This is a genomic window from Marinobacter sp. KMM 10035, assembly GCF_046537445.1.
Taxonomy (GTDB): domain Bacteria; phylum Pseudomonadota; class Gammaproteobacteria; order Pseudomonadales; family Oleiphilaceae; genus Marinobacter; species Marinobacter sediminicola.
In genome coordinates this window covers 248,965-273,465 of the sequence record NZ_JBBVMG010000003.1, presented here as the reverse complement: position 1 = coordinate 273,465, position 24,501 = coordinate 248,965, and the positions used below count along the sequence as shown (strand labels likewise).

The following is a 24,501-nucleotide window of genomic DNA, read 5'->3' as shown; positions in this document are numbered from 1 at the left end:
TGGTACTGCGTTTTAGTACTACGCACTCATTACTTACTGACACTGAACCCCGGGAGACACCGTGAGTAAACTGACCCATCTTGACGATAAGGGTGAAGCCCGCATGGTGGACGTTACGGAGAAAGCCGTAACGGAACGTGAAGCGCGCGCCGAAGCGACCATTCACATGGCGGCAGAAACCCTCCGGATGATCATCGACGGGGAGCACCCGAAAGGTGATGTGCTGGCCGTCGCCCGTATTGCCGGAATAATGGCCGCCAAACGAACCCACGATCTGATTCCGTTATGCCACGCCCTGAACCTCACTTCAGTGAAGGTGGAGCTAACCGCAGGGGCAGACGGCGCATCGGTACACATACTGACCCGGTGCAAACTTTCCGGGCAGACAGGCGTCGAAATGGAGGCTCTGACAGCCGCCAGTATCGCAGCACTGACCCTTTACGACATGTGCAAGGCCGTCGATAAGGGCATGGAAATTGGCAAGGTGCGTTTGCTGGAGAAGAAAGGCGGGCGCAGTGGGCATTGGATTGCTGACGACCACTGATGCCTGATGGGCGCGCCCATGATAGAATACGCGCCCAGATTTACTGAACCACGAGGACGTACTGTGGCTGTTCGTTACATCGAGACCTGCCGGTTGCCGACCCCGTTTGGGGTATTCGATATGCATGGCTTTGAAGAACCGGACACGGGAAAGGAGCATGTTGCCCTGACCCTGGGGTCGCTGGACGGCGACGAGCCCATGCTGGCCCGCACGCACTCTGAATGCCTAACGGGCGATGCGTTGTACAGCATGCGCTGCGACTGTGGTTATCAGCTTGAAGAGGCGTTACGCAGCATTGCTCGTGAAGGCCGCGGTATTCTGATGTATCTGCGTCAGGAAGGCCGGGGTATCGGCTTGCTGAATAAAATTCGTGCCTACCGTCTGCAGGATCAGGGAGCGGATACCGTTGAGGCAAACGAACGCCTTGGTTTCGCCGCAGACTTGCGCGATTACAGCATGTGCAAGGATATGCTGGAACATCTGGGTATCAAAAGCCTGCGCCTGATGACGAATAATCCCCGCAAGGTTAAAGCGTTGACCTCCTATGGCATCGCAGTAACCGAGCGAGTTCCCTTGCATGTGGGTCGCAACCCCCACAATGAGCACTATCTCGACACCAAGCAAAGCAAGCTCGGGCACTGGCTGGAAACCCATCAGGATGATGATCATCAGCAATAGCGCCAGCCTTGAGTTGCATGCAGACACGACAAAGCCCGCTTGATGAACTGAGCGGGCTTTTTGCGTATTGGCCGGCAGGTTGCGCTGGTGGAGGAGTTATTTGACTGCTTTGAGCCGCTGGCGCTGCAACCGCTCCATGCGAGTGCTTATGGCAGCGAATAGGCCATTGGCGTCCAGTCCACAATCCTTCAGAAGCTCGTCGTGCTTACCGTGATCAATGAAAGTATCCGGTAATCCGAGTTGAAGCACGGGCATCAAAACCTCCTGGCTGTTCAGGAATTCCGTAACAGCGCTTCCTGCGCCACCCGCAATGGCATTCTCTTCCAGGGTGACCAGCAGGTGGTGCTGCTCTGCGAGCTCCAGAACCAGCGCCTCGTCCAAAGGCTTGACGAAGCGCATGTCGGCTACGGTAGCCCCAAGCTGCTCTGCAGCTTCCAGAGCTGGTGTGAGCAGCGTGCCAAAATTAAGAATAGCAATGCCGCTGCCTTCGCGAACCTTGCGTCCCTTGCCAATTGTCAGAGGGGTAAGTTCTTTCTGGATCTCTGCACCTGGCCCGGTTCCGCGCGGGTAGCGTACTGCGGCGGGGCCATCGAACATCAGGCCAGTATGAAGCAATTGACGGGTTTCGTTTTCGTCTGAAGGCGTCATCAACACCATATTCGGGATGCAGCGCAGATAGCTGATATCAAACGCGCCTGCGTGCGTAGGGCCGTCCTCGCCAACCAGGCCCGCCCGGTCGATAGCGAACAACACATCCAGATTCTGGATGGCCACATCGTGAATCAGCTGATCGTACCCGCGCTGTAAAAAAGTCGAGTAGATTGCAACCACTGGTTTAGCACCATCACAGGCCATGCCCGCTGCAAGCGTTACAGCATGCTGTTCCGCAATGGCCACATCAAAATATCGATCCGGGAAGCGTTCAGAGAATGCCAGCAAATCCGAGCCTTCGCACATAGCGGGGGTAATGCCGCTCACGCGCTCATCCAACACAGCTGCATCACACAGCCATTGGCCGAATACGTTCGCGTACTTTTGCTTAGTGGCGACAGGTTTAACCGGCTCCGGCTTGCTGGTGGGCACAGGTTCAATCTTGTTGATTGCGTGGTAGCCAATGGGGTCGGCTTCCGCAGGGGCAAAGCCCTTACCCTTGGTCGTTACCACGTGGAGAAATTGAGGCCCCTCAAGCTCGCGGATATTCTCCAGAGTCTCTACCAGCAAGGGTAGGTCGTGGCCGTCGATGGGCCCGATGTAATTGAAGCCCAGCTCTTCAAACAGGGTGCCCGGCACGATCATGCCCTTGAAGTGCTCTTCGGTTTTCTTGGCTAGCGCCATCAGCTGTGGCGCACCTTGGAGAACCTTCTTGCTGCTATCGCGAACCTGATTATAGGTGCGGCTCGATAGCAGCTTGGCAAAATAGTTGGACAGACCACCAACATTGCGCGAAATCGACATGTCGTTGTCGTTCAGAATTACCAGCATATCTGCGCGCAGATGCCCGGCGTGATTCAGTGCCTCGAAGGCCATGCCTGCGGTCATGGCGCCATCACCAATAACGGCAATGCTCTTGCGACCAGTACCCTGCTGTCGGGCGGCGATCGCCATGCCCAGGGCGGCACTGATGGACGTGCTGGAATGGCCTACGCCAAAGGTGTCGTAGTCGCTTTCCGAGCGTTTGGGGAAACCGGCCAGGCCATCTTTGCGCCGAATGCTGCCCATCTGTTCGCGTCGGCCGGTGAGAATCTTATGTGGGTAGGCCTGGTGGCCAACATCCCATACCAGTCGGTCTTCCGGCGTGTTGAAAACATAGTGCAATGCTACGGTGAGTTCGAGCACGCCAAGCCCGGCGCCAAAATGGCCTCCGGTCTGCCCAACCGACCACAGCAGAAATGCCCTTAGCTCTCTCGCAAACTGAGTAAGCTGATCAGAGGCTAGCTCACGCAGTTGGGCGGGTACGTCAACCCGGTCCAGCAACGGCGTGTTGGGCCGCTGTGAAGGGATTTCCTTGAAAATATAAGTGTCCTGCATCTATACGGGTCTTTTCCGGGATGTTCGATAACTGGCTGCCATTATAATGGAACAGGGCGGCCTGTTTCACATATGTCAGCAAGTTCAGTAAGTTCTTGCCACCACGTAATCCGCCATGGCTCGAAGAGGATCGGCTTCCGGCCCGAAGCCTTTCAGGCTCTCAAGTGCGTTGTCCAGCAAAGAGGAGAGGTGCTCACGTGCTCCGGTTAGCCCCAACAGAGCCGGATAGGTCGGCTTGGCACGGGCGATATCCGAGCCTTGAGGCTTCCCGATAGTTTCGGTGTCGCCTTCAATGTCCAAGAGGTCATCCTGAACCTGAAAGGCGAGCCCGAGGGCTTTCGCGTAGGCTGTCAACGCTTCCAGTGAGCGATCACATACTCCGGGCGCGGTCAGTGCACCAATACGAACGCTGGCTTCAATTAATGCTCCGGTTTTATGTCGGTGCATGTTTTCGAGCTGTGCCAGAGTCAGGCTCTTGCCTACAGATTCAAGATCAATAGCCTGACCACCTACCATGCCGCTATGACCACTTGCGTGGGCCAGTTCCTGAATCATGGCAAGCCGTGCTGGCGCTTCTATGCCGGGCGCCTCCGCCAGCCATTCAAATGCCAATGCCTGCAGGGCATCGCCGGCAAGAATGGCTGTAGCCTCATCAAAGGCAATATGGGCGGTTGGCCGGCCGCGACGCAGTTCGTCGTTGTCCATGGCTGGCAGGTCGTCATGAACAAGGGAATAAGCGTGGATCAGCTCGATCGCACAGGCAGGTACCAGCGCGATCTCCATGTTCTGCCCCAGAGCACTTGCAGCGGCCAGACTTAATGCCGGCCGGATACGTTTGCCACCGCCCAGAACACTGTAGCGCATGGCCTCCTGTAGCCGCTCAGAGGTCGACCCGGACGCAATGAGGCGATCCAGCTCTGCATCCACGCGGCTGCGACAGGTTTCAAGATAATCCATGGTCGGCAGAGTCCCGTTAGGCATCAGTCGGCGTCGTCCGGAGAAAATGGGCGGGTTTCCAGGGTTCCGTCGCCATTTTGTACCAGCTGTTCAACCCGCTGCTCGGCGCCTTTAAGAGCCTGTTGGCATGCGCGGGTAAGTTTTACACCGCGCTCGAAGGCTGTCAGGGATTGTTCGAGAGACAATTCCCCTTGTTCGAGGTTGCGAACAAGTGTTTCCAGCTCATCAAGAGACTTTTCAAAGTCGGCAATGGATGTTGCGCCTTGTTGACCGGCCATTGGCGGCCCTCCGATCGGGTGGACGAATTTCGCGGATTATATCAGAGGCTGAGCGCTATCGCTGCCAGTGGAATTGCCGGTATTCCGCAGGGCGTCCGTCGGGTACCCAACTCTGTTCACTAACGTGGATGTCGCCGGTGATCGAGACGCTGATTACGGTGGTTGCGCGGGTGCCGTATTCTGTTCCTGTTATAAATGGAGATGAAAGAAAACGTTCGGTATCACGGTGCACGCCGGAATTCGGGAGCAGGTGGTCTGGTGCGGGTGTGGTGTCTTGCAGCAGGCTGGTAAGATCGTTGTGCAGAGTGTCTGTATTCTTCCCTGCAGATTTAACTGTGTGGCCAACCGCTTCCCTGAGGCGCAAAAGCTTGGGCCAGGGCGTTTGGAGCAGGTGATTGCTCAGGCCATAGGTGCCACGGAAAATTCTGCGGCCCGGGTGAGCATCTCTGTTGCTGTAGTACCAACCAGACGTGTCGCCGATACGAACCAGATTGAACCCTGCGTAGCGGGAAGATGTGCCTTCAAGGCTCCTTTGCATTTGCAGTTCCGATTCCTCAAGTGCTCGCAACGGTAACTCACCGCGACTGATTTTCCCGGCTTCCGGCGACCCCTCGCGAACATTGGTTACCGCAGTGACAAGCCCTTCAGGGGAAACGGCCAGCCAGGTGCCGCCGGATTGTAAGTCCTTGCCGGAGAGCACTCGGTTGCCGTTTTCAGTAGTCCACCAGTCCAGAGGTGCGGTGGGCCTTCGGAAAAACTCATCCCGGTTAGCGGCTACCACCAGCGGATAACGGGCGCTCTGGCCAAGGGAAAATGCGATCAGGCACATGCGACGTTGCTCTCCAGTGGGTGATAGGGGTGCTGCTTGTGGTGAAGTTGCCACGGCCGGTGTGTATCATACCAGCCTTGTTTTACCGGATGTGTGAGAGTGTATGTCCCTGTTATCCGTATTTGCCATCTATATGGTGCTTGGCGCGTTTGCTGGCACTCTTGCAGGCCTCTTCGGGATTGGTGGCGGCCTTATTATCGTGCCGGTACTGATTTTCAGTTTCGGGGCTCAGGATTTTAGTCTGGAAATTGCGGCACACATGGCCGTTGGCACCTCACTTGCGACCATCGTGTTTACATCCCTCAGCTCCATTCGTTCGCATCACGGTCATGGGGCTATCCGCTGGGATGTATTCCGGCCGATGGCCTTCGGTATCGTTGCTGGCGCGCTTATAGGCGCCTGGACAGCTGCCCTGCTAAGCGGAGCTATGCTGGAACTTATTATCGGTGTGTTTGTCATTCTGGTCGGGCTGAAAATGCTGTTCGAGGTAAACCCCTCGCCAGGCCGAAATGTTGCAGGCAAAGCCGGCCTTGCAGGTGCGGGTGCAGGTATTGGCTGGGCCTCAGCGATTTTCGGGATAGGCGGCGGAACGCTTACTGTGCCCTACCTGAGCTGGAGCAATGTTCGTATGCAGCAGGCGGTAGGCACCTCCGCCGCCTGCGGATTGCCAATTGCGGTTGCCGGTGCTGTGGGCAATGCCTGGACGGGGTGGGGCGAGCCGGCCCTGCCGGAATACAGCCTTGGTTATATCTATTTGCCGGCTTTGATCGGGATTATTCTTACCAGTGTGCTGTTTGCTCGCGTGGGAGCGAACCTGGCACACCGGCTTAACGCCAAAGCCCTGAAACGCGTGTTCGCCATCCTGCTGCTAATGGTTGGCCTACGTTTTCTTTTAAGTTGAGAGGTTATTGATGCTCCAGCATCCACAGATAGACCCGGTGGCCATTTCCCTTGGGCCGCTCAAGATACACTGGTACGGATTGACCTATCTCGTCGGCTTTGTTGCAGGCTGGTGGTTGGGCCGCCTGCGCGCCCGCAAACCCGGCTCTCCGATTTCCGAGGAGCAGATGGGCGACCTGCTGTTCTATCTGGCGCTCGGGGTTATCCTGGGCGGGCGCTTTGGCTACGTAATTTTTTACAACTTTGACGCCTTCCTGGCAGACCCCCTGTGGCTTTTGCGAGTATGGGAAGGCGGCATGTCCTTCCACGGCGGACTGTTGGGCGTTATGTTTGCCATGTGGTGGTACGGTCGCAAAATCGGTACCGGCTTCTGGCACCTTGCCGACTTCGTTGCACCTCTGGTGCCTGTGGGACTGGGAGCAGGGCGAATCGGTAACTTCATCAACGGCGAACTCTGGGGCAAACCAACGGATGTGCCCTGGGGCATGGTCTTCCGTCAGGCTCCGGATGCGCTCGCACGACACCCCTCCCAGCTTTACCAGTTCGCCCTTGAAGGTGTGCTCTTTTTCATTATTCTCTGGTGGTTCTCGGCCAAACCGCGCCCCAGAATGGCTGTGTCTGGCCTGTTCCTGGTTTGCTATGGCGTATTCCGGTTTTTAGTGGAATTTGTGCGCCAACCAGATGCCCAGCTAGGCTATCTGGCCTTCGACTGGCTCACCATGGGGCAGGTGCTGTCCTTACCCATGCTTCTGGCCGGCCTGGCCTTGATGTTCATTGCTTACCGGAGAAACGCGGAATGAAAGCCTATCTCGACCTGATGCGCGACGTAGTGGACAACGGATTCGACAAAGGTGACCGCACCGGCGTTGGCACCCGCTCGGTTTTCGGACGCCAGATCCGCTTTAATCTCCAAGACGGCTTCCCCTTGGTCACCACCAAAAAAGTCCACCTGCGCAGCATCATCTATGAGCTACTCTGGTTCCTGAAAGGCTCCACAGACAACAACTGGCTGAAAGAGCGCAAAGTCTCCATCTGGAACGAGTGGGCACTGGAAAACGGCGACCTCGGCCCGATTTACGGCAAGCAATGGCGAAGCTGGGAGTGCCCGGACGGCCGCGTGGTAGACCAGATCAGCGAAGTGATCGACCAGATCCGCAAAAAGCCAAACTCCCGCCGCCTGATCGTATCCGCCTGGAATCCGGCCGAGCTTCCGGATGAATCGATTGGCCCTCAGGAAAACGCCGAGAAAGGCCTGATGGCACTGGCACCCTGCCACTGCCTGTTCCAGTTCTACGTGCTCGATGGCAAGCTCTCTTGCCAGCTTTATCAGCGTAGTGCAGATCTTTTTTTGGGCGTACCCTTCAACATTGCGTCATACGCCTTGTTAACGCATATGATTGCGCAGCAGTGTGATCTGGAAGTTGGCGAGTTTGTGCATACCTTTGGCGATTGCCACCTGTATCAAAATCATCTCACCGATGACATCGTTTTCGAGCAGCTAAAGCGCGAGCCAAAAGCGCTCCCTAAGTTGGCCATTAAGCGTAAGCCGAGTTCAATCTTTGACTACGAACTGGAAGATTTCGAGTTTGAGGGTTACAACCCGTATCCCGGAATCAAAGCCCCTATCGCAATATAAATAAGGCAGGCTTCTCCCATAGTTTGATCGCAAGGGTGCGGGAAGGGCTGTCCAAAAATGTGCGGAGCCATGGATGGCGGAGCCAAGTGTACACGGACGTATTCACAGCGTTTTTTGGACAGCCCTTCCCGCACCCTTGCAGCCCCCCAACCTGAAGTGCGAGGCCGGCTCCGAGCCGGAATCAAAGGAACTCAAGCATGCGTAAAGCTCTGATTGTTGCTATGTCCCGAAACCGCGTTATTGGCCGGAACAACAACCTGCCATGGTATTTACCGGGCGACCTGAAATACTTCAAGCAAGCCACCATGGGCAAGCCCATCATAATGGGCCGTAAAACCTGGGATTCCATCGGCAGACCACTGCCAGGCAGAATGAACGTTGTTATTTCAAGAAACGCAGACCGGGAAGCCCCCGCAGGAACCGTCAGCGCAAAATCACTGGATGAGGCATTGATAAAAGCCGAAGCCCAGGCAGAACTGGACGGTGTCGATGAGGTAATGGTAATCGGGGGAGGGCAAATCTACACAGAAGCGCTACCCATGGTAGACCGCATCTATATCACTCAGGTGCACGCCGAAGTGGATGGCGATGCCTATTTCCCGGAAGTGAACTGGGATGAGTGGGAAGAAATCGGACGGGAGGATTTCTCCGCGTCCGATAACAATCCTTACGACTACAGCTTCGTCGTCTATCAGCGCTTGGCGTCAGATTGACGAGGAGGCCGCTTACCTGCCGGCTTGCCGCCTTTGCCGGGTGGCTTGCCACGGGCACCAGCGCCGCCAGGGCCGCCGCGTCCTTTGTAGCCACCTTTGGGTGGTCCTTTGCGGAATTCACCCGGGCGGCCGCCACCACCTTTGCGATCACGGCGAGCAGGTGCAGAAGCAGACACTACTGGCAGGGCTTCTGGCTGTTCCAGGGGTAGCAAGCCAGGCTGCATTGCCTCCATCCAGCACGCCAAAGCGCCCGCAACCATGGCAATGTCCATCTCGTTGCGCTCCGCGATCTCATCCAGCAGTGCCATGGACTTGGCGAGCTTTTTGTCTTCAGCATAGCCCAATAGCTGGGTTTCAAACTGCTCTTCGCGCATTTTCTTCAGTTCAACCGGCGAGGGCAGTTCATAAGCCATCATAGGCGAGTTGGTCGCGCGCTCAAGTGTGCGCAACCAGCTCCGCTCACGTGGGGTGACCAGAAGAATAGCCTTGCCTACGCGACCGGCGCGGCCGGTACGACCCACCCGGTGGATGTAGGCTTCGGTGTCATACGGCACATCATAGTTGATAACGTGAGTGATTCTGGGTACGTCCAGACCACGAGCGGCAACGTCCGTTGCAACGATAATATCTTTCTTGCCGCGCTTCAGATCCTCAACAGTCTGCTCGCGCTGACGCTGGTTCAGATCACCGTTCAGAGGTGCTACTGCGTGCCCACGGGCACTGAGCTTCTCGGCCAGAAGAGTGGTTTCAGCCTTGGTGCGTACAAAAATAATTGCACCTTCGGTTGGCTCCACTTCCAGAATGCGGGTCAGAGCGTCGAGCTTACGTTCTGCATAAACCGGCAGAAAATATTGAGAAATACGCTCAACGGTGCGGGTTTCGCTCTCGATTTTCACTTCTACTGCGTCGCGCAGGTAGGTTTGGGCAACCTTCTTGATCTGCGGTGGCATGGTGGCAGAGAACAATGCACGCTGACAGTCAGCTGGCGTTTTGGCCAGAATGGCTTCTACATCATCAATGAAACCCATGCGCAGCATTTCGTCGGCTTCGTCCAGCACAAGTGCCTTCAGGTTGCCCAGGCGCAAGGTGCCTTTGCGCAGGTGGTCGAGCATACGACCCGGTGTGCCGACAATAACCTGCGCACCACGCTTGAGGCCTTTGATCTGGGGATAAAAGTCCTGACCGCCGTAAATTGGCAGTACGTGGAAATTGCGAAATTTTGTAGCGTAGGAGGTAAAAGCCTCCGCCACCTGGATGGCCAGCTCCCGGGTTGGGGCCAGAACCAGAATTTGAGGTTCAGTTACAGATGCATCAACTCTGCTTAGCAGCGGTAATGCGAAGGCGGCGGTTTTACCCGTGCCGGTCTGGGCAACGCCCAGTAGATGTTTGCCAGCGAGCAGTGCAGGAATGCACTGGGCCTGGATGGGCGTTGGGGTTTCGTAGCCAATAGCAGATACAGCTTCAAGTACGGCTGGATCAAGCCCCAGTTCGGCAAAGGACAATTCAGACATTGATTTACTCGGTATTCGGGAGGTAAAGCATTGCCGGGCAATGCATATGTGGCGATATTATAACCGCTTTTGGTCTAATTTAATACGTGAAATCTTTCATGCTGTGTAGGTAGTTGCCGGGGCACTGCCATTGCATTGTTTTCGTGTTTTGTGCAGGCTTTCATTTTGACTGGTAGGTTGCTAACAGGGAAGCGCTATGACCTTTGATGAACTGATTGCTGCTGGCCGTGCCGGCAAAGAGCTGGAGATGCCTGCAACCTGGGCCCAGGGGCGTGCAACCTTTGGTGGCTTGGTGGCTGCCCTGGTTTTTGATCGCATGGACCATGCGGTGGTAGATGGCAGGCCAATGAGGTCCATGAGCGTATCATTTGTCGGGCCGGTAGAGGCAGAAGTGCCAGCCGTTTTCGATGTTCAAATTTTACGTGAGGGGAGAGCTGTTACCCAGGTCGAGGGGAGAATTGTTCAGAACGGAGAGCCTCGGGTGGTGTGTATTGGTGCATTTGCCGGCCACCGGGAATCGATTGTGCGGCTGGAGGGTGAATCGGCTCCGGACGCGAATCCGGTAGATAAATGCCAGGAACTGCCTTTCATTGAAGGTGTGACCCCCGGGTTTATTAGACACATAGAGATGCGTTGGGCATATGGGGGCATGCCGTTCAGCGGTGTGGGTGGGCGTGAAATGGGAGGGTGGATGCGCTTCCGGAAAGAGCCTGAAGAGCTTACAGATGCTCATATAGTGGCGCTGGTTGATGCCTGGCCTCCAGCGATTCTCCAACATTTTAAATCGGCCGTACCAGCCAGTTCGCTAACCTGGGCGCTGGATATTATTCATCCCAGGCCGGCGCTGAAAGCGGACGACTGGCTTTTGTACAAGGCGACGATTGATCAGTCAGGAGACGGCTATTGCCATTGCGAAGCCCGGGTATGGACACCTCGGGGCGAGTTGCTGGCACTAAGCCGTCAAACGGTCGCCGTTTTTGGCTGATGGCAGCTCAGGCCGCCATCTCTGCCTTTAATGCGTCAATAATGATTCGCGCGAAATCTTCGGGGGAGTCTTCCTGCAAAAAGTGCCCTCCGCGCAGTGTAATGTGAGGTTGCCCCAATGCGCCAGGGATGCGACGTTGCATATAGCGGTCCCCACCCCGGGTGATGGGGTCGCCGCTGCTGAAGCAGGTTATGAAAGGCTTACGCCATTTTTCCAGAACTTTCCATGCGGCCTTGTTGGCGCTGCTTGCCGGATCGCCAGGCGATACAGGTACCAGTTTTGGAAATGCCCGCGCCCCTGCTTTGTACTCTGCTGAAGGGAAGGGGGCCTCGTAGGCTGCTAACTCGTGTTTGTTCAAGGTTCGCTCGGTGCCCAGTTGTACAATTCGGCCAACGGGAAACCAGGGGCTGTGGGTAGCAAAGGCTTTCCACACGCTGAATGCTGCCGGCGCGCGGGTTTCTCCGGTTGGCAGCATGCCGTTACCTACAATAATGCGCTGGAATCGGTTTGGTAGTGCTGCAGCAAGGCGCAGGCCCAGAAGCGAACCCCAGTTTTGGCAAACCAGAGTGATATTCTGGAGATCCATAGCTTCCAGCCAGTGCGTGAGCCAAGCCAGGTGGCGTTCGTAAGTATAGTCGTCAACAGATGCTGGTTTGTCGGACTTTCCGAAACCTATCAGGTCAGGTGCCAGCACTCGGTGGCCCTCAGCCGCGACGATAGGGATCATATGGCGGTACAGATACGACCAGGATGGCTCTCCATGGAGCATAAGAACAGGCGAGGCGCCAGCTGGGCCTTCGTCAACGTAGTGCATGCGGAGGCCGGGCTCTACATCCATATAGTTGGGGGTGAACGGGTAATCCGGAAGACCTGCGAAACGGCTCTCATCGGTTCTCAGAATACGCATGCCATCGACTGTCCTGACTGATTGGTTGCGTGACCATTGCCGGCTTTGCTTATCCAGAGCCCGATCAACAATCTTCAATCACTAGGATAAATCAGTTCACAGGTTGCTGTGTTTGAGTTGCGTAACAGTGCGTTGTGGCTTTGAATCAGGAATTGTCCGGGGCCACTGCTGGGCGGCGGTTAGAGCGCTTGTCTTCCCAGCTGAGGTCTTTTGGGTCATACCAGCCGATTGCATCGAGCACTTTTTCCCGGGTTGAAGCTGATAGTGTTGGCCAGAGTTCCTGGAAATCATCCAGCCCCTGGTCCCGAAACCGCTGCTGTTTGCTTTGAAGCCGGTTGATGATGCGCGGCAATTGCAGAGCTTCGCCCAGTTGTCCTGGCACTATAACTTCCTGGCCCAGCACTTTTCTGCGATGGGTTCTGGCAGCGAGTACTCGGCGCAGTTCCGCCGCGGCGTCCAGAGCCGATTCTGTGGTAAAGGTTTCCAGATCCAACACCATAACCTGTTTAATAGTTGATCAACAACAGTCCACTATACCCTGAAGCATGCTTCAGTGGCCATGCGGTCGTGTTAGGCTATTATTCGACTGAATCTGCGAGGGATAAAACGGAATTATGTACGCAAAACTTGAGACACGAACTTTTCTTGCCATGCTGGTCGGTGTAACTCTTGCCTTCGTGTTGCTCATGAAGCCTTTTGTCGGGCCCATATTTTGGGCGATCGCCATTGCATTGATCTTTCATCCGTTTCAAATCTTTTTGGTGCGCCGGTTTGGTGACAGGCCAAATATAAATGCTTTGATAACTCTAATGGTTTGCATGCTGATCGTGGTTATACCGGTATTGTTGCTGGTGACGTCTCTGGTGAGTGAAGGGCTGGGGATCTATCAGCAAATTCAGGACGGAAATATAAAGCCTGGCGAATATATTGATCAGGTGAGTAAGTCTTTCCCGGGCATACAGACGTTCCTTGCGCAGTTTGATATCAACTTCGGCGAAATCCGGGATCGCGTGGTTAGCTTATTCGTGGGTGGTAGCCAGTTTCTCGCCAAGCAGGCTTTGGGTATTGGCCAGAACACCTTTCAATTTTTCCTCGGGTTGGCTCTGATGATGTACTTGTCGTTCTTTCTGCTGCGTGATGGAAGCAAGCTGATTGAGCTGATGATCCGCGCACTTCCTCTGGGTGATGAACGTGAGCGGTTGCTGTTTGCCAAGTTTGCTGAGGTAACGCGGGCAACCGTTAAAGGCAATCTTTTGATTGCTATTATTCAGGGCGCATTGGGCGGCATTATTTTTTGGGTTCTTGGTATTAGTGGCGCCTTGTTGTGGGGCGTGGTCATGGCCATCTTTTCACTACTTCCGGCAGTTGGCGCAGCCTTGGTATGGGTGCCTGCGGCGATTTATCTCGCTGCTGTAGGCGATATCGTTCCCGCCGTAGTGCTTACGATATTCGGTGTGGTTGTAATAGGGCTTGCGGATAATCTTTTGCGCCCGATTATGGTCGGCCGGGACACAAAATTGCCGGATTACATTGTGCTGCTCTCCACTCTGGGTGGCTTGGCCATGTTTGGTATTAATGGCTTTGTGATGGGGCCTTTGGTTGCCGCATTATTCATGGCGTTTTGGGGAATCTTTATTCGTGAGTTCAGCGAGGAGGCCCAAAAGGTCGAAACTACCGGGGACGATGTCGGTTAAGGCGACATGAGACAAAAGTATGTTAGGCTTTTACCAGTTCGCCTCAGCCTGTGGAGATTGGCACCACATAACAAGAAAGAAACGGATATCGTTGAGATATCAGGAGTAAAGCAGGTGAGTATCATGAAATACGCGACTACCCGTTTAGGCCGCTTTGTCGTTGCAGCTGGCACAACCGCAGTGCTGGGTTTCGCGCCCGCTGCGTTCGCTGATGAAACGGTTGCGCTCAAGAATGCCCTTCATGGCGCTGGGTACAATATTACCAATGTGAACCCTGGAATAGATAACAACACCCGGTCTGAGCTGTCTCGTTTCCAGAAGGAAAATGGGCTTCAGGCGAACGGTATTCTGGATGAGGCGACAAAAAAAGCGTTGGGAATGATCAGCGTTAATGTTGCCGCTAATACGACCGTAGCGGCGCCTGCGAAAGCCAAGGCAGCAGCGCCGAGCAATCCGGAGCCGGTTGAAGAAGAGGTTATTGAAGAAGAGGAAGATGGCGGCTGGTCACTGTTTTAAGACTGGCGCAACAAGCACATCAAAACGAAAAGCCCGCGCAGATAGCAAGTTCTGTGCGGGCTTTTTCGTGTAAGGCTCCAGATCAGCCGAGCTTTTCCAGATCCCTTACGGCGCCTTTATCAGCGCTGGTTGCTAGCAGTGCGTATGCTTTCAGGGCTGCGGATACAGCGCGGTCGCGGGGCTGTTCGGGTTTCCAGCCTTTGGCGTCGCGGGCTTCGCGACGGCGCTCCAGTTCCTGCTGATCCAGTTGCACATTGATGGATCGTCCTGGTATATCGATCAGGATGGTATCGCCGTCTTCGATCAGCCCTATTGCGCCACCTGCCGCAGCTTCGGGTGAGGCGTGTCCTATGGAAAGCCCGGAGGTGCCACCGGAGAACCGGCCATCGGTGAGCAGTGCGCAGTCCTTACCCAGCCCTTTGGACTTCAGGTAGCTTGTTGGGTAAAGCATTTCCTGCATGCCGGGGCCGCCCTTGGGGCCTTCGTAGCGGATAATGACCACGTCGCCAGCCTTGACCTCGTCTTCCAGAATACCCGCCACCGCAGCGTCCTGGCTTTCGAATACTTTCGCCTTGCCTTCGAATACAAAAATGCTCTCGTCCACGCCAGCGGTTTTCACCACACAACCGTCAATAGCGATGTTGCCATAAAGAACGGCCAGGCCACCCTCGGCACTGTAGGCGTGTTCAACGGAGCGGATGCAACCGGCTTCACGGTCGCCGTCCAGGCTGGGCCAGCGAGTGCTTTGGCTAAAGGCGGTCTGGGTAGGAATTCCGGCCGGCCCTGCTTTGTAGAACTCGACAACTTCGGGGGGAGGGGAGCGCATGATGTCCCAGGTTTCGAGGGCCTCTTTCATGGTTTTGCTGTGTACCGTTGGCAGATCGGTGTTGATCAGGCCGCCGCGCTCCAGTTCGCCAAGAATCCCCATAATGCCACCCGCACGGTGCACGTCTTCCATGTGGTATTTAGGTGAGTTGGGTGCCACTTTGCACAGCTGCGGAACCTTGCGGGAAAGCTGGTCAATCTCGTTCAGAGTAAACGGAACCCCACCTTCCTGAGCTGCTGCCAGCAAGTGCAGGATCGTGTTAGTGGATCCTCCCATGGCGATATCCATCACCATGGCGTTTTCGAATGCGGCCATGGACGCAATACTGCGAGGAAGAACGCTGGCGTCGTCCTGTTCGTAATAACGTTTGGTATTTTCCACAATCTGTCGACCGGCTTTCAGGAATAGCTGCTCGCGGTCGGCGTGGGTTGCAAGCATGGAGCCGTTGCCAGGTAGGGCCAGGCCAATGGCCTCTGCCAGGCAGTTCATGGAGTTGGCAGTGAACATGCCAGAACAGGAACCGCAGGTTGGGCAAGCGGAGCGCTCGTATTCTGCGACCTTTTCATCGTCGGCTGTGGGGTCGGCGGCTATCACCATTGCATCCACCAGGTCCAGCTTGTGTTCAGAAAGCTTGGTCTTGCCGGCTTCCATAGGGCCGCCAGATACGAAAATGGCGGGTATATTCAAACGCATGGCTGCCATTATCATGCCCGGGGTGATTTTGTCGCAGTTGGAGATGCACACCATTGCGTCGGCGCAGTGGGCATTCACCATGTATTCAACCGAATCGGCAATGATTTCGCGGGAGGGCAGGGAGTAAAGCATACCGTCGTGGCCCATGGCGATGCCGTCATCTACCGCGATGGTGTTGAATTCTTTGGCAACGCCACCCGCAGCCTCAATTTCGCGGCATACGAGCTGCCCCAGATCCTTGAGATGCACGTGCCCGGGCACAAACTGTGTGAAGGAGTTAACAACGGCAATAATCGGCTTGCCGAAATCATCGTCTTTCATGCCGGTGGCGCGCCAGAGCGCGCGGGCGCCGGCCATGTTACGGCCTGCGGTGGATGTCCGCGAACGATACTGAGGCATGGTGTTCTGATCTCTCTCTGTATGTAAAAGGGGTGATTGCTGGTGCAGATGCAAAGGATACCAGATTAGACCCCAGGCGCATGGCTGTTTTGCGGCGTCATGGTTACAATCGTTAACAGATGTTATAAAGCACTATTTCCCGCTTTGAGCCAACTTAGGAGATTATCTATGGCTAGCCAGGAAAGCCTGCCGCTGCGCCGCCTGAAGGAATTTCAGCCACTGAACCGGCTAACTGATGATCAGTTGGTTGTGCTGGCCAGTCGTGCGGAGCGCAGATCTCACGGCCCTGGCCAGCGCGTGTTGGAACGTGGTGTGCGCGACGGCCTTGATTATTTTCTGGTAACGGGGAAAGTTGAGCTGGAGTCAGTAGATGGGCGCAAATCGGTTATTGAAGCTGAAACCGACCAGGCGTTGAATCCCATCGCCAGACTGCAGCCAAGAATGTACGACGTGACGGCAGTTAAAAATTGCGAGTTTCTCGTGGTGGAACAGGATGTACTCAACCAGCTATTGCGTTCGGCGCCAGTGGCACAGGTAGAGATGGATTCGGGCGAAAGCCAGGATGGCGAAAGTGAGGAACACCATCTATTGATGGAGTTTTACGCGGAGCTTCGCTCCAATCAGCTTAAATTGCCCAGTGTTCCCGATGTGGCCTGGAAAGTGCGGCGCCTGGTAGACCGGGATGACTCCACAGCCGACGAAGTGGCCACCGCAGTGTCTGCCGATCCGGCCATGGCGGCCAAGCTGGTGCGGGCCTGTAACAGCCCACTTTATCGGGGCTTCAGTGATGTGCGCAACGTGCGCGAGACTGTGGTGCGTTTGGGAATGCGAACAACCCGGCAGTTAGTGACGGTGTTTTCCATGCGGGAAGTGTTCAAAAGCCGGCACCCATCATTGCAAAAGGAAATGGAGAAGCTCTGGCGCCATTCCCGAGAGGTGGCAGCGCTTTGCTGGGTGTTGGCCGATCATGCAACTCGTTTGAACCCGGAAGAGGCACTGCTGGCGGGCTTGCTGCACGACATAGGTGTGGTGCCCGTTCTGGTGCAGGCGGAACATCACGTGAACCTGTTTGCTGACGATACCAACCTGAAGAATGCCATCAGCGAACTGCGGGCTGACGTGGGTACCGCAGTGTTGGGAAGCTGGTCGTTTCCGCCGGCCTTTGTCGAAGCTGTGCGTCATGCGGAAGACTGGAGGTACGAAAGCCGTGAGGCCGAGCCGCAACTGGTTGATGTGGTTATTGTTGCGCAGCTACACGCCATGATCGGATCAAGCCAGAACGAAGGTTTGCCTGCGTTCGATGACGTGCCGGCCTATCGCAGGTTGGGCAACCTTGAGCTGAATGCATCCCGCAGCCTTGAGCTTCTCACCGAAGCGCGAGCTCGAGTTGAAGAAGTGCAACAGCTGCTGTCGATTCGATGAAGGTACCTGTCTTCCCACTCAATTCCGTTGTTTTGCCTGGCGGCAGGATTCCCTTGCAGCTGTTCGAGCCGCGCTACATCGATATGCTGAGCCGTTGCATGAAAGAGGATCAAGGGTTTGTTATCAGTTTGCTGCGCAACGGCAATGAAGCCGGCCGCACGGCATCCTTCTATGAAACAGGCACCTATGTGCGCATTGTCGATTTCAAAAAGTTAGACAACGGGTTGCTGGGAATCACCGTTGAAGGCGATTCAAAGGTGACCATCACGGATTCCTGGCAACAGGATGATGGGCTGAATCTGGGTGAGGTGGAGTTTTTGCCGGCTGAACCCGGTACGGGCATTCCCACTGCATTTCATGAGTTGCCATCCGTGCTGCGCGCCCTGTTTCGACACCCCGTGATCGATGAGCTCGGCATGAGTGTTGATTATGAGGATGCCCGCGATGTCAGCTGGCGATTGACGGAGCTGCTGCCTTTGGACAAACAGGATAAGCAGCAGCTTTTGGAAATGCAGGATCCATTGGCGCGCCTTGCTCGACTGCAGGAGCTACTGGATGCTCTTGACGAGGGCTGAAAGCGTCAAAGGGCTGGCGCGTAATGCTGTATGGCTCCAGACCACATGAACCATATGTAGCCCCCGCAAAACAACAGCCAGGCTAGTGCTGCCCCTACGCTTAATACATCCAGAGAAATAGGCACCCGGTCAAACCGGCTGAAGCTGGCCCTTGTTGCGCCAGTGATCGCCAACCCGAGTAGCAGTCCCCCTACAATATCGCTGAACCAGTGTACGCCCAAGTAAAGCCGGCTGATGGCGACAGGGATCAACGGTAGTGAAAACAGTATGTAGGTTTGCCAGCGCTTCCGGGTGTGCGTTTCTGCCGCTATGAAGCTGGCTAACATAGTGAAAAGCACTGTGATGCCTGTCGTGTGGCCGCTGGGAAAAGAGCCTGATGATGGCGGATTTACAACCTGGTCCGGACGCACTGAGCCAATGGCGTATTTAAGGCCCCATACCAGAAAAATTGTCAGAATTGCGGCTGAGAAAACATGCACAGACGCTGCATAGTGGCCCCTGAACGCCAATGCAGCGCACGCGAGGACGGCGGCAGCGATAAGAACAGGAGGGTCACCAAGCAGTGTGGCGGCAATGACGGGCGCATCCAGCAGTGGTTGGCGAAAATCACTAAACCAGTGCATCACCAGCTGATCGAACGGCGTGATCACGTCGGTCATCGTTGCGAGCTGGCCCCAGAGAATGAACAGGGCAAGAGCACCAAAAGCAAGCATAAGTGAAGCAAGGGGAAACTCGCTCTCTTTTGCTGGGCGTTCGTTGGAATAGAGACGCCAAAAACGATGCGTTGTTTCATACTGTGCCATCTTTCGCTGAAGCCACAAGTAGAGGCGACTATTATCGCCAAGGCCCAGTTGAAAGCGGAAGATAACCAGATAGATGATTGCCAGTGTTGCCAAGCTGATGCCGGTAACCAAATACACATGCGCTGGTGGCTGAAGTTCGCTGGCCAGTGCGCCGCCCACCAGAAAACCCGGCAAAATATAGGCCGGTGCCCAACCAATGGCTGAGCCAATGTTGAAGGCCAGAAAACGGCGCCAAGGCATCAGCAGAGCGCCCGCAACCAGGGGGATTATAGGGCGCAACGGCCCTACAAAACGCCCGATAATAACGCTCTTTCCGCCATGTAGAAGGAAGAAAGTCTCTGCTTTTCTGATGTGTTCCGGGTAATGGTTTAATGGCCATACACTTGCCAGACGTCCCTGAAACAGCCTGCCAATTGCAAAACTTACGGTGTCGCCGCTGACTGCGCCCAGCCAAGCCCAAACCAATACGGTCATAAGGGGCATGTCTATCTGAGCAGCCATAACCGAAAGGGTGAACAGGAAGGCAACGCCGGGCACAAGAATGCCGGCAATCGCCAGGGATTCAATAAATGCGGTGCTGAATAAAGCCAGAGATACCCAGCCGGGGTTGGCGCTAAGCCACGCAGTCAGATCTGAAAGCCAGGTGCTGCTCATGTGCGGAGCGTCTCTCCCGGGCTGAACCAGGCCGTATCAGCTCCGCGCTTGCGCGCTTCAAGCATGGCTTGATGGGCACGATTTCGGAGGGTGTCGGTGCGGGTATCGCTGCTCCCACGGGTCGTGCAGCCGAGACTCACTGTAGCCGTACCCGTTACCGGCCATTCGCTTTCGGAAATTGTGCGCCGGATGCGTTCTGCAATGACGCGTACACCTTCTTCAGGCGTGAAAGGCAAGATCAGGAAAAATTCGGAATCATTCAGTGTATACAGAGTGTCGCCAGCACGGATTACACCAAAAAGATGTTGGGTCATGTTGTAAAACAGCGCTTGCATGCCTGGCTCGCCATAGAGTTTAGAGGCCTCGTCGGCGTAATCAATGGTCAGGTTTATCACTGAGAGGTTGTGACCGGTGGCAATGGCCCGGCTGATTTCTTTCTGCAGGGTTTCGTCAAGGAAACGGGCATTGTGAGCGCCGGTAACTGGGTCAGTAATGGCAAGATCTTCTGCAGATTGCGCCATGTGGTCATACTGCCATATATAAAGTGCAGCAACCGTCAGGATGATGAATAAGCCACTGACAGCAGTAATCGCATCGGCTGCCGGCTGCTTTATAAACAGCAGAATCGACATTGGGATAAGCAGTAGCAGAGAAAGCATCAGGGCGTGGCGAAGGGGCAGTATGAGCAGATTGAGCAGCAGCAACGGCATTGCCCAGTGGGTAATGCTGGTGCTTCCGATTGTAAACATCGCTGCCAGGAGGCCGCTGTTCAGGCTTGCGAGAATAATCAGGTGGCCTGGTGCCGAGAGTTGGCGCCGGCGACTCACGAGTGTGTAGGCCATGCCGCCAAGGGTCAGGGCGGCCATGCCAGCGGCAAGGTAGAATAGCTCGTAGAAGCCGTATCGAAGGTTTTGCAGAGCCAGGGTAAATATAAACAGGGTGGCAATGCCATAGCCAATGCTGTGAGTCCAGGTTCTCAGCCGGGTTTCGGTCATGGTACAGATCCCTCCGCACGAGGCTGGGTTGGGGGTGTAGTCGGTGACCGTGTGCTATATGCCTGAGTCCGGTTGCCTCCTTGTTGCTGTGCTCTGCGTAGAGCGTTAGCGGCGCTCTGCTGGAGACTGTCGGCGTTGTCCCCAATGTTCAGCCCGGCGATGCCAGTACTGACGGTCAGATTCATACCGTGGGTTTCCAGCAGTGTTCCCAGCCCTTTGCGGATTGATTCTGCCCTGAGAGTAGCCTCCTGAGTGGCTATGCCCGGCAATATCACCAGAAACTGCAGGTCTGCGGCCCGGTAGTAGGTATCAAAATCCCGCAGTTGAGAGTGCAGAAAGCGGCCAATTCTTGGGAGAATTGAACGGATGTCTTCGTCAGGATCGTTGTCGCTGGCATGGGCGTCAAGGCCGATCATAATGACCGACATGTCTGTACCCTCGCGCTCGCTGCGCTGAATTTCTTTGTGCAGATCGGCAGAAAGATATTCCCGGCTGGCGGCTTGAGTTAGTTCATCTGTGCGCCTCAGGGGTGCTAGCTGGCGGGTTTTATACTCGCGCAAAAATATGAACACGGCAGAAAGCAGTACCGTTAGCAGGAGGGCGCTGATCATCTGATGTCGGTCAGCTATGCCTTCTGCCCAATGGGCTGCGGTCACGGCAAGAGCTACTATTACAATGGTTGTGGGAGCTGCGATGCCGCGGGGTATCAGGGCAAATACAACCAGCGGGAGTCCGTAGAGCCAGTGACTGAGTGCCCAGGGGCCTGTCCAGAAGCTGCTCATCAGCAGGAGGATAAGCGCTACAAAAAACAGCCTTTGAACCATTGGCCATGGAGTGGTGCCTCGGCTGGGATGAAAGCTACGCCCGCAGATAATAACGCCCGCCGCAGCTGCGGCGCTTGCCGCGGTAAGCGGCTCGCCCAATAAGGCGCACAAAACAGCAATTGCCACAAAAACGGCGAGGCTGGCGCGTGATAACCGGTTCAGCAAAAACTTATCGGCCGTCTGGGCCATGGTATTCGTCCTTTTTCGGGGTTCCCGTTGTACCGCAACGGTATAATATCTGTTTGGGGTGCGTACTTGAAACGGGAAAGGTAAAGTTAACCTCTATTTACTGAATTCTGGCAAAAATACATAAGGTAAAGGGATGGATATTGCAGCTTATATGACCGAAGTCGGGCAGCAAGCCCGGGCAGCGGCGACACTCGTTGCCCGGTCTACCACTGAAGTGCGAAACCGGGCGCTTCTGGCAACGGCGGAGGCGCTGGATGCGGCGCGCAGTGAGCTGGCTGAGGCAAATGCTCGTGATCTTGCCGCCGGGAAAGAAAGTGGTCTGGACGCTGCTATGTTGGACAGGCTTGAGCTCACGCCTGCGCGGGTAGATGCCATGATTGAAGGCCTGCGACAGGTTGCCTCCTTGCCAGACCCTATTGGTGCAATTACCGACATGACCTACCGCCCATCCGGCATTCAAGTAGGCAAGATGCGTGTGCCCTTGGGGGTTATCGGCATTATTTACGAATCCCGGCCCAATGTGACGGTTGAGGCTGCCAGCTTATGCTTGAAGTCTGGCAACGCCACGATTTTGCGCGGTGGTTCCGAATCTATCCATTCCAACCAGGCCATTGCCTTGTGTTTGGCCCGGGGGCTTGCCGATGCAGGTTTGCCAGAAACAGCTGTGCAGGTCATCAGAACGACGGATCGGGCGGCTGTTGGTGAGCTGATTACCATGCCGGATTATGTGGATGTGATTGTACCCAGAGGCGGTAAGGGCCTGATTGAGCGAATCAGCCGGGACGCGCGGGTGCCCGTTATCAAACACCTGGATGGCGTGTGCCATGTGTACATCGATAGCCATGCTGATCCTGAAAAAGCATTGAATGTTGCGGTTAATGCGAAAACGCACCGGTATGGCACCTGTAATACAATGGAGACTCTGTTGGTGGATAAGGAAATTGCCGCTGATATGTTACCGCTGCTGAGCTCTGCGTTTATTGAGAAGGGTGTAGAACTTAGAGGGTGCGAGCAAACCCGGGAAATTATTCCGGAGATGAACTCCGCCACCGTGGCGGATTGGGAGGAGGAATATCTGGCACCTGTGTTGGCCATTCGAGTGGTGGACGGGTTGGATGGCGCGATTGCGCACATCAACCGTTACAGCTCCCAGCATACCGACAGCATTATCACAGAGAATTACACCCGCGCCCGGCGCTTTATCACCGAGGTGGATTCAAGCTCCGTGATGGTCAACGCATCCACCCGCTTTGCGGATGGCTTTGAGTACGGCTTGGGAGCTGAGATTGGAATCTCCACCGACAAAATACATGCCCGCGGGCCGGTTGGGCTTGAGGGGCTGACCTCGCAGAAGTATGTGGTGTTCGGCGATGGGCATATTCGGGCCTGATGCTGATGCATGTGATTTATGGTGGAACCTTCGATCCGATACACCATGGGCATCTGCGCCTGGCACTGGAGGTTAGCGAGCGGCTTCGAGGTGTGCCCGTAAGTCTGATGCCCTGTCATATTCCCCCGCATAAGGGTGAGACAGGAGCGACAGCCGAGCAACGGTTGCGCTTGCTTGAGTTGGCGATTGCCGGTGAGCCTCGCTTGAGTGTTGACGATCGCGAACTGCGCCGGGGAGGCGCGTCCTTCACGGCGGATACCTTGCGCCAACTGCGCAGCGAGTTGGGTGCCAAGGTGCCGCTGGCTATGGTTTTAGGTACAGATGCCTTTGCCGGCCTTGATCGCTGGAATGAGTGGCGGGAAATTCCTGAGTTGGCTCACATTATTGTTGTGCAGCGTCCGGGCATAGCGTTGGATCCGAAAGATGAGCCAGCCAGGCTGCTTGAGGAGCGCAGTGTTGGTAACGCCGAAGATCTATACCGCAGTGCCGCCGGGAAGATTCTTAACCTGAATCCGCCCTGGCTGGATATTTCAGCAACCGGCATCCGTGACCGGATTGGCCGTGGCCTGTCACCCCGTTATCTGGCTCCGGATGCGGTCTTGGCGGAGATTCAACGTATGGGGCTTTACGGGGCATGCCCCGTAAAGAACTTTTAGTGCTACAATCGCCATCGAAAATGACTTTTCGGGTGGCCATTCCGGCCGGCACCCGGACAACAGGGTAATTATGCAGGCAGAGCAACTCAAAGATCTGATAGTGAATGCACTTGAAGATGTGAAAGCAAAAGACATCAGCGTTGTTGATGTGCGGGACCGTACCAGCGTTACCGATTTTATGGTTCTGGCATCCGGAACATCCAATCGTCACGTTAAATCCCTTGCGGATTCGGTTGTCCTTGACGCCAAAGAGAAGGGCGTTCGAGTCAATAGCGTGGAAGGTGGTGGCGGCAGCGACTGGATTCTGGTGGATATGGGCGACGTGGTTGTACACCTGATGCTCCCCGCCACCCGTGAATTTTATGATCTGGAACGCTTCTGGCGTGACGCGCCGGATGTCGAGGCTGAGGGCAGCGAGTAATCATGCGACTGCGCCTGATCTGTGTGGGGCAAAAGATGCCCGACTGGGTCAGTAAGGGCTACGACGACTACGCTCGTCGTATGCCTCCGGAAATGCCTCTTGAGTTGGTAGAAATTGCCATGCCTCATCGTGGCAAGAACCCCGATATTTCCCGGCTGATGCAGCGTGAAAGCGACGCGATACTGGCAGCAACCGGTCCTAAAGACAGAGTGGTCGCGCTGGAAGTGACAGGGCGCCCTTGGTCTACCGAAAAGCTGGCCAGCCAGTTGGAAAGCTGGCAGCAAGACGGAAGGGATGTGAGCTTTCTTGTTGGTGGGCCTGATGGTTTGGCCGACCCTTGCCGTCAGCGCGCAGATCAGCAGTGGTCTCTTTCCCCTCTTACCTTGCCTCACCCCCTGGTTCGGATTCTGTTGGCAGAACAGTTATACAGAGCCTGGTCGATTACCCGTAACCACCCGTACCACCGGGCTTAGGAAAC

Annotated in this window: 26 protein-coding genes; 15 read left to right on the top strand and 11 right to left on the bottom strand. The window is 55.5% G+C overall.

Annotated elements, in window-relative coordinates:
* Positions 1-61: 61 nt before the first annotated feature.
* Together moaC and ribA are read left to right on the top strand one after the other, a co-directional pair.
* A complete protein-coding gene (moaC, locus tag AADB16_RS16775) occupies positions 62-544 on the top strand; it encodes a cyclic pyranopterin monophosphate synthase MoaC (protein WP_309044910.1) in 483 nt (160 codons plus the stop codon).
* Between the two features lie 63 nt (positions 545-607).
* Positions 608-1,222 (top strand): GTP cyclohydrolase II, encoded by a 615-nt coding sequence (gene ribA, locus AADB16_RS16770; protein ID WP_410804934.1) that lies wholly within the window; start codon positions 608-610, stop codon positions 1,220-1,222.
* 96 nt (positions 1,223-1,318) lie between these two features.
* On the opposite strand, the gene dxs is transcribed toward ribA, so the two are convergent.
* The 4 genes from dxs to AADB16_RS16750 all read right to left on the bottom strand — a co-directional run bounded on the left by dxs (position 1,319) and on the right by AADB16_RS16750 (position 5,314).
* A complete protein-coding gene (gene dxs, locus AADB16_RS16765; protein WP_410804932.1) occupies positions 1,319-3,250 on the bottom strand; it encodes a 1-deoxy-D-xylulose-5-phosphate synthase in 1,932 nt (643 codons plus the stop codon).
* Between the two features lie 84 nt (positions 3,251-3,334).
* Entirely contained in the window at positions 3,335-4,231 is an 897-nt protein-coding gene (gene ispA / locus AADB16_RS16760) for a (2E,6E)-farnesyl diphosphate synthase (protein WP_410804930.1), read from the bottom strand.
* Positions 4,231-4,485, bottom strand: a complete 255-nt coding sequence (locus AADB16_RS16755; RefSeq protein WP_410804928.1) for an exodeoxyribonuclease VII small subunit — start codon at positions 4,483-4,485, stop codon at positions 4,231-4,233. The genes ispA and AADB16_RS16755 overlap by 1 nt, the downstream gene beginning before the upstream one ends.
* A 55-nt stretch (positions 4,486-4,540) precedes the next feature.
* Positions 4,541-5,314, bottom strand: coding sequence for an NRDE family protein (locus tag AADB16_RS16750; RefSeq protein WP_410804926.1), 774 nt, complete (start codon positions 5,312-5,314; stop codon positions 4,541-4,543).
* A gap of 103 nt (positions 5,315-5,417) precedes the next feature.
* On the opposite strand from AADB16_RS16750, the gene AADB16_RS16745 reads away from it, so the two are divergent.
* The 4 genes from AADB16_RS16745 (at position 5,418) to AADB16_RS16730 (ending at position 8,563) form a co-directional block, all read left to right on the top strand.
* Entirely contained in the window at positions 5,418-6,215 is a 798-nt protein-coding gene (locus tag AADB16_RS16745) for a sulfite exporter TauE/SafE family protein (protein WP_410804924.1), read from the top strand.
* A gap of 10 nt (positions 6,216-6,225) precedes the next feature.
* Positions 6,226-7,014 carry a prolipoprotein diacylglyceryl transferase gene (gene lgt, locus AADB16_RS16740; RefSeq protein ID WP_410804922.1) on the top strand — a complete coding sequence of 263 codons (789 nt, stop codon included), beginning with the start codon at positions 6,226-6,228 and terminating at the stop codon, positions 7,012-7,014.
* Positions 7,011-7,850 carry a thymidylate synthase gene (locus AADB16_RS16735; RefSeq protein WP_410804920.1) on the top strand — a complete coding sequence of 280 codons (840 nt, stop codon included), beginning with the start codon at positions 7,011-7,013 and terminating at the stop codon, positions 7,848-7,850. The genes lgt and AADB16_RS16735 overlap by 4 nt, the downstream gene beginning before the upstream one ends.
* 197 nt (positions 7,851-8,047) lie before the next feature.
* A complete protein-coding gene (locus AADB16_RS16730; protein ID WP_410804918.1) occupies positions 8,048-8,563 on the top strand; it encodes a dihydrofolate reductase in 516 nt (171 codons plus the stop codon).
* On the opposite strand, the gene AADB16_RS16725 is transcribed toward AADB16_RS16730, so the two are convergent.
* The gene (locus AADB16_RS16725; protein ID WP_410804916.1) at positions 8,542-10,074 is read right to left on the bottom strand and encodes a DEAD/DEAH box helicase; all 1,533 of its coding nucleotides are present in this window, start codon (positions 10,072-10,074) and stop codon (positions 8,542-8,544) included. The two genes, AADB16_RS16730 and AADB16_RS16725, sit on opposite strands and share 22 nt — an antisense overlap.
* A 196-nt stretch (positions 10,075-10,270) precedes the next feature.
* Between AADB16_RS16725 and AADB16_RS16720 the strand changes: the two genes are divergently transcribed.
* Positions 10,271-11,059 (top strand): acyl-CoA thioesterase, encoded by a 789-nt coding sequence (locus AADB16_RS16720; RefSeq protein WP_309044899.1) that lies wholly within the window; start codon positions 10,271-10,273, stop codon positions 11,057-11,059.
* 7 nt (positions 11,060-11,066) lie between these two features.
* On the opposite strand, the gene AADB16_RS16715 is transcribed toward AADB16_RS16720, so the two are convergent.
* Both AADB16_RS16715 and AADB16_RS16710 read right to left on the bottom strand, forming a co-directional pair.
* A complete protein-coding gene (locus AADB16_RS16715; RefSeq protein ID WP_410804913.1) occupies positions 11,067-11,966 on the bottom strand; it encodes a haloalkane dehalogenase in 900 nt (299 codons plus the stop codon).
* Between the two features lie 145 nt (positions 11,967-12,111).
* Positions 12,112-12,465, bottom strand: a complete 354-nt coding sequence (locus tag AADB16_RS16710; protein ID WP_309044897.1) for a hypothetical protein — start codon at positions 12,463-12,465, stop codon at positions 12,112-12,114.
* 115 nt (positions 12,466-12,580) lie between these two features.
* On the opposite strand from AADB16_RS16710, the gene AADB16_RS16705 reads away from it, so the two are divergent.
* Positions 12,581-13,660 (top strand): AI-2E family transporter, encoded by a 1,080-nt coding sequence (locus tag AADB16_RS16705; RefSeq protein WP_410804910.1) that lies wholly within the window; start codon positions 12,581-12,583, stop codon positions 13,658-13,660.
* Between the two features lie 123 nt (positions 13,661-13,783).
* Positions 13,784-14,176, top strand: a complete 393-nt coding sequence (locus AADB16_RS16700; protein WP_309044945.1) for a peptidoglycan-binding domain-containing protein — start codon at positions 13,784-13,786, stop codon at positions 14,174-14,176.
* Positions 14,177-14,258: 82 nt separating this feature from the next.
* On the opposite strand, the gene ilvD is transcribed toward AADB16_RS16700, so the two are convergent.
* On the bottom strand, positions 14,259-16,094 hold the full coding sequence (gene ilvD, locus AADB16_RS16695) for a dihydroxy-acid dehydratase (protein WP_309044895.1): 1,836 nt from the start codon (positions 16,092-16,094) through the stop codon (positions 14,259-14,261).
* A 168-nt stretch (positions 16,095-16,262) separates the two neighbouring features.
* On the opposite strand from ilvD, the gene AADB16_RS16690 reads away from it, so the two are divergent.
* Both AADB16_RS16690 and AADB16_RS16685 read left to right on the top strand, forming a co-directional pair.
* Positions 16,263-17,516 carry an HDOD domain-containing protein gene (locus AADB16_RS16690; RefSeq protein ID WP_410804908.1) on the top strand — a complete coding sequence of 418 codons (1,254 nt, stop codon included), beginning with the start codon at positions 16,263-16,265 and terminating at the stop codon, positions 17,514-17,516.
* Positions 17,513-18,091 carry an LON peptidase substrate-binding domain-containing protein gene (locus AADB16_RS16685; protein ID WP_410804906.1) on the top strand — a complete coding sequence of 193 codons (579 nt, stop codon included), beginning with the start codon at positions 17,513-17,515 and terminating at the stop codon, positions 18,089-18,091. The genes AADB16_RS16690 and AADB16_RS16685 overlap by 4 nt, the downstream gene beginning before the upstream one ends.
* A 5-nt stretch (positions 18,092-18,096) precedes the next feature.
* Here the strand turns inward: AADB16_RS16685 and AADB16_RS16680 are convergent, their stop codons facing one another.
* From AADB16_RS16680 to AADB16_RS16670, 3 genes are read right to left on the bottom strand one after another with little or no spacing between them, the layout of a single operon-like run.
* Positions 18,097-19,548, bottom strand: a complete 1,452-nt coding sequence (locus AADB16_RS16680) for a bifunctional DedA family/phosphatase PAP2 family protein (RefSeq protein ID WP_410804904.1) — start codon at positions 19,546-19,548, stop codon at positions 18,097-18,099.
* On the bottom strand, positions 19,545-20,543 hold the full coding sequence (locus tag AADB16_RS16675) for a GGDEF domain-containing protein (RefSeq protein ID WP_309044891.1): 999 nt from the start codon (positions 20,541-20,543) through the stop codon (positions 19,545-19,547). The genes AADB16_RS16680 and AADB16_RS16675 overlap by 4 nt, the downstream gene beginning before the upstream one ends.
* Positions 20,540-21,556 (bottom strand): GGDEF domain-containing protein, encoded by a 1,017-nt coding sequence (locus AADB16_RS16670; protein ID WP_309044890.1) that lies wholly within the window; start codon positions 21,554-21,556, stop codon positions 20,540-20,542. Before AADB16_RS16670 ends, AADB16_RS16675 begins: the two co-directional genes overlap by 4 nt.
* 133 nt (positions 21,557-21,689) lie before the next feature.
* On the opposite strand from AADB16_RS16670, the gene AADB16_RS16665 reads away from it, so the two are divergent.
* The 4 genes from AADB16_RS16665 (at position 21,690) to rlmH (ending at position 24,496) form a co-directional block, all read left to right on the top strand.
* Positions 21,690-22,946 carry a glutamate-5-semialdehyde dehydrogenase gene (locus tag AADB16_RS16665; protein ID WP_309044889.1) on the top strand — a complete coding sequence of 419 codons (1,257 nt, stop codon included), beginning with the start codon at positions 21,690-21,692 and terminating at the stop codon, positions 22,944-22,946.
* 5 nt (positions 22,947-22,951) lie between these two features.
* Complete coding sequence (gene nadD / locus AADB16_RS16660; RefSeq protein WP_309044888.1) at positions 22,952-23,602, top strand: nicotinate-nucleotide adenylyltransferase; 651 nt, start codon at positions 22,952-22,954, stop codon at positions 23,600-23,602.
* 70 nt (positions 23,603-23,672) lie between these two features.
* The gene (rsfS, locus tag AADB16_RS16655; RefSeq protein WP_200202042.1) at positions 23,673-24,023 is read left to right on the top strand and encodes a ribosome silencing factor; all 351 of its coding nucleotides are present in this window, start codon (positions 23,673-23,675) and stop codon (positions 24,021-24,023) included.
* A 2-nt stretch (positions 24,024-24,025) separates the two neighbouring features.
* Positions 24,026-24,496 carry a 23S rRNA (pseudouridine(1915)-N(3))-methyltransferase RlmH gene (rlmH, locus tag AADB16_RS16650; protein WP_309044887.1) on the top strand — a complete coding sequence of 157 codons (471 nt, stop codon included), beginning with the start codon at positions 24,026-24,028 and terminating at the stop codon, positions 24,494-24,496.
* The last annotated feature ends 5 nt before the right edge of the window (positions 24,497-24,501 follow it).

Coding starts and splice junctions, on each gene's coding strand:
- dxs (WP_410804932.1), bottom strand. CDS start 3,250: ATGCAGGACACTTATATTTTCAAGGAAATCCCTTCACAGCGGCCCAAC.
- ispA (WP_410804930.1), bottom strand. CDS start 4,231: ATGCCTAACGGGACTCTGCCGACCATGGATTATCTTGAAACCTGTCGC.
- AADB16_RS16755 (WP_410804928.1), bottom strand. CDS start 4,485: ATGGCCGGTCAACAAGGCGCAACATCCATTGCCGACTTTGAAAAGTCT.
- AADB16_RS16750 (WP_410804926.1), bottom strand. CDS start 5,314: ATGTGCCTGATCGCATTTTCCCTTGGCCAGAGCGCCCGTTATCCGCTG.
- AADB16_RS16745 (WP_410804924.1), top strand. CDS start 5,418: ATGTCCCTGTTATCCGTATTTGCCATCTATATGGTGCTTGGCGCGTTT.
- lgt (WP_410804922.1), top strand. CDS start 6,226: ATGCTCCAGCATCCACAGATAGACCCGGTGGCCATTTCCCTTGGGCCG.
- AADB16_RS16735 (WP_410804920.1), top strand. CDS start 7,011: ATGAAAGCCTATCTCGACCTGATGCGCGACGTAGTGGACAACGGATTC.
- AADB16_RS16730 (WP_410804918.1), top strand. CDS start 8,048: ATGCGTAAAGCTCTGATTGTTGCTATGTCCCGAAACCGCGTTATTGGC.
- AADB16_RS16725 (WP_410804916.1), bottom strand. CDS start 10,074: ATGTCTGAATTGTCCTTTGCCGAACTGGGGCTTGATCCAGCCGTACTT.
- AADB16_RS16720 (WP_309044899.1), top strand. CDS start 10,271: ATGACCTTTGATGAACTGATTGCTGCTGGCCGTGCCGGCAAAGAGCTG.
- AADB16_RS16715 (WP_410804913.1), bottom strand. CDS start 11,966: ATGCGTATTCTGAGAACCGATGAGAGCCGTTTCGCAGGTCTTCCGGAT.
- AADB16_RS16710 (WP_309044897.1), bottom strand. CDS start 12,465: ATGGTGTTGGATCTGGAAACCTTTACCACAGAATCGGCTCTGGACGCC.
- AADB16_RS16705 (WP_410804910.1), top strand. CDS start 12,581: ATGTACGCAAAACTTGAGACACGAACTTTTCTTGCCATGCTGGTCGGT.
- AADB16_RS16700 (WP_309044945.1), top strand. CDS start 13,784: ATGAAATACGCGACTACCCGTTTAGGCCGCTTTGTCGTTGCAGCTGGC.
- ilvD (WP_309044895.1), bottom strand. CDS start 16,094: ATGCCTCAGTATCGTTCGCGGACATCCACCGCAGGCCGTAACATGGCC.
- AADB16_RS16690 (WP_410804908.1), top strand. CDS start 16,263: ATGGCTAGCCAGGAAAGCCTGCCGCTGCGCCGCCTGAAGGAATTTCAG.
- AADB16_RS16685 (WP_410804906.1), top strand. CDS start 17,513: ATGAAGGTACCTGTCTTCCCACTCAATTCCGTTGTTTTGCCTGGCGGC.
- AADB16_RS16680 (WP_410804904.1), bottom strand. CDS start 19,548: ATGAGCAGCACCTGGCTTTCAGATCTGACTGCGTGGCTTAGCGCCAAC.
- AADB16_RS16675 (WP_309044891.1), bottom strand. CDS start 20,543: ATGACCGAAACCCGGCTGAGAACCTGGACTCACAGCATTGGCTATGGC.
- AADB16_RS16670 (WP_309044890.1), bottom strand. CDS start 21,556: ATGGCCCAGACGGCCGATAAGTTTTTGCTGAACCGGTTATCACGCGCC.
- AADB16_RS16665 (WP_309044889.1), top strand. CDS start 21,690: ATGGATATTGCAGCTTATATGACCGAAGTCGGGCAGCAAGCCCGGGCA.
- nadD (WP_309044888.1), top strand. CDS start 22,952: ATGCATGTGATTTATGGTGGAACCTTCGATCCGATACACCATGGGCAT.
- rsfS (WP_200202042.1), top strand. CDS start 23,673: ATGCAGGCAGAGCAACTCAAAGATCTGATAGTGAATGCACTTGAAGAT.
- rlmH (WP_309044887.1), top strand. CDS start 24,026: ATGCGACTGCGCCTGATCTGTGTGGGGCAAAAGATGCCCGACTGGGTC.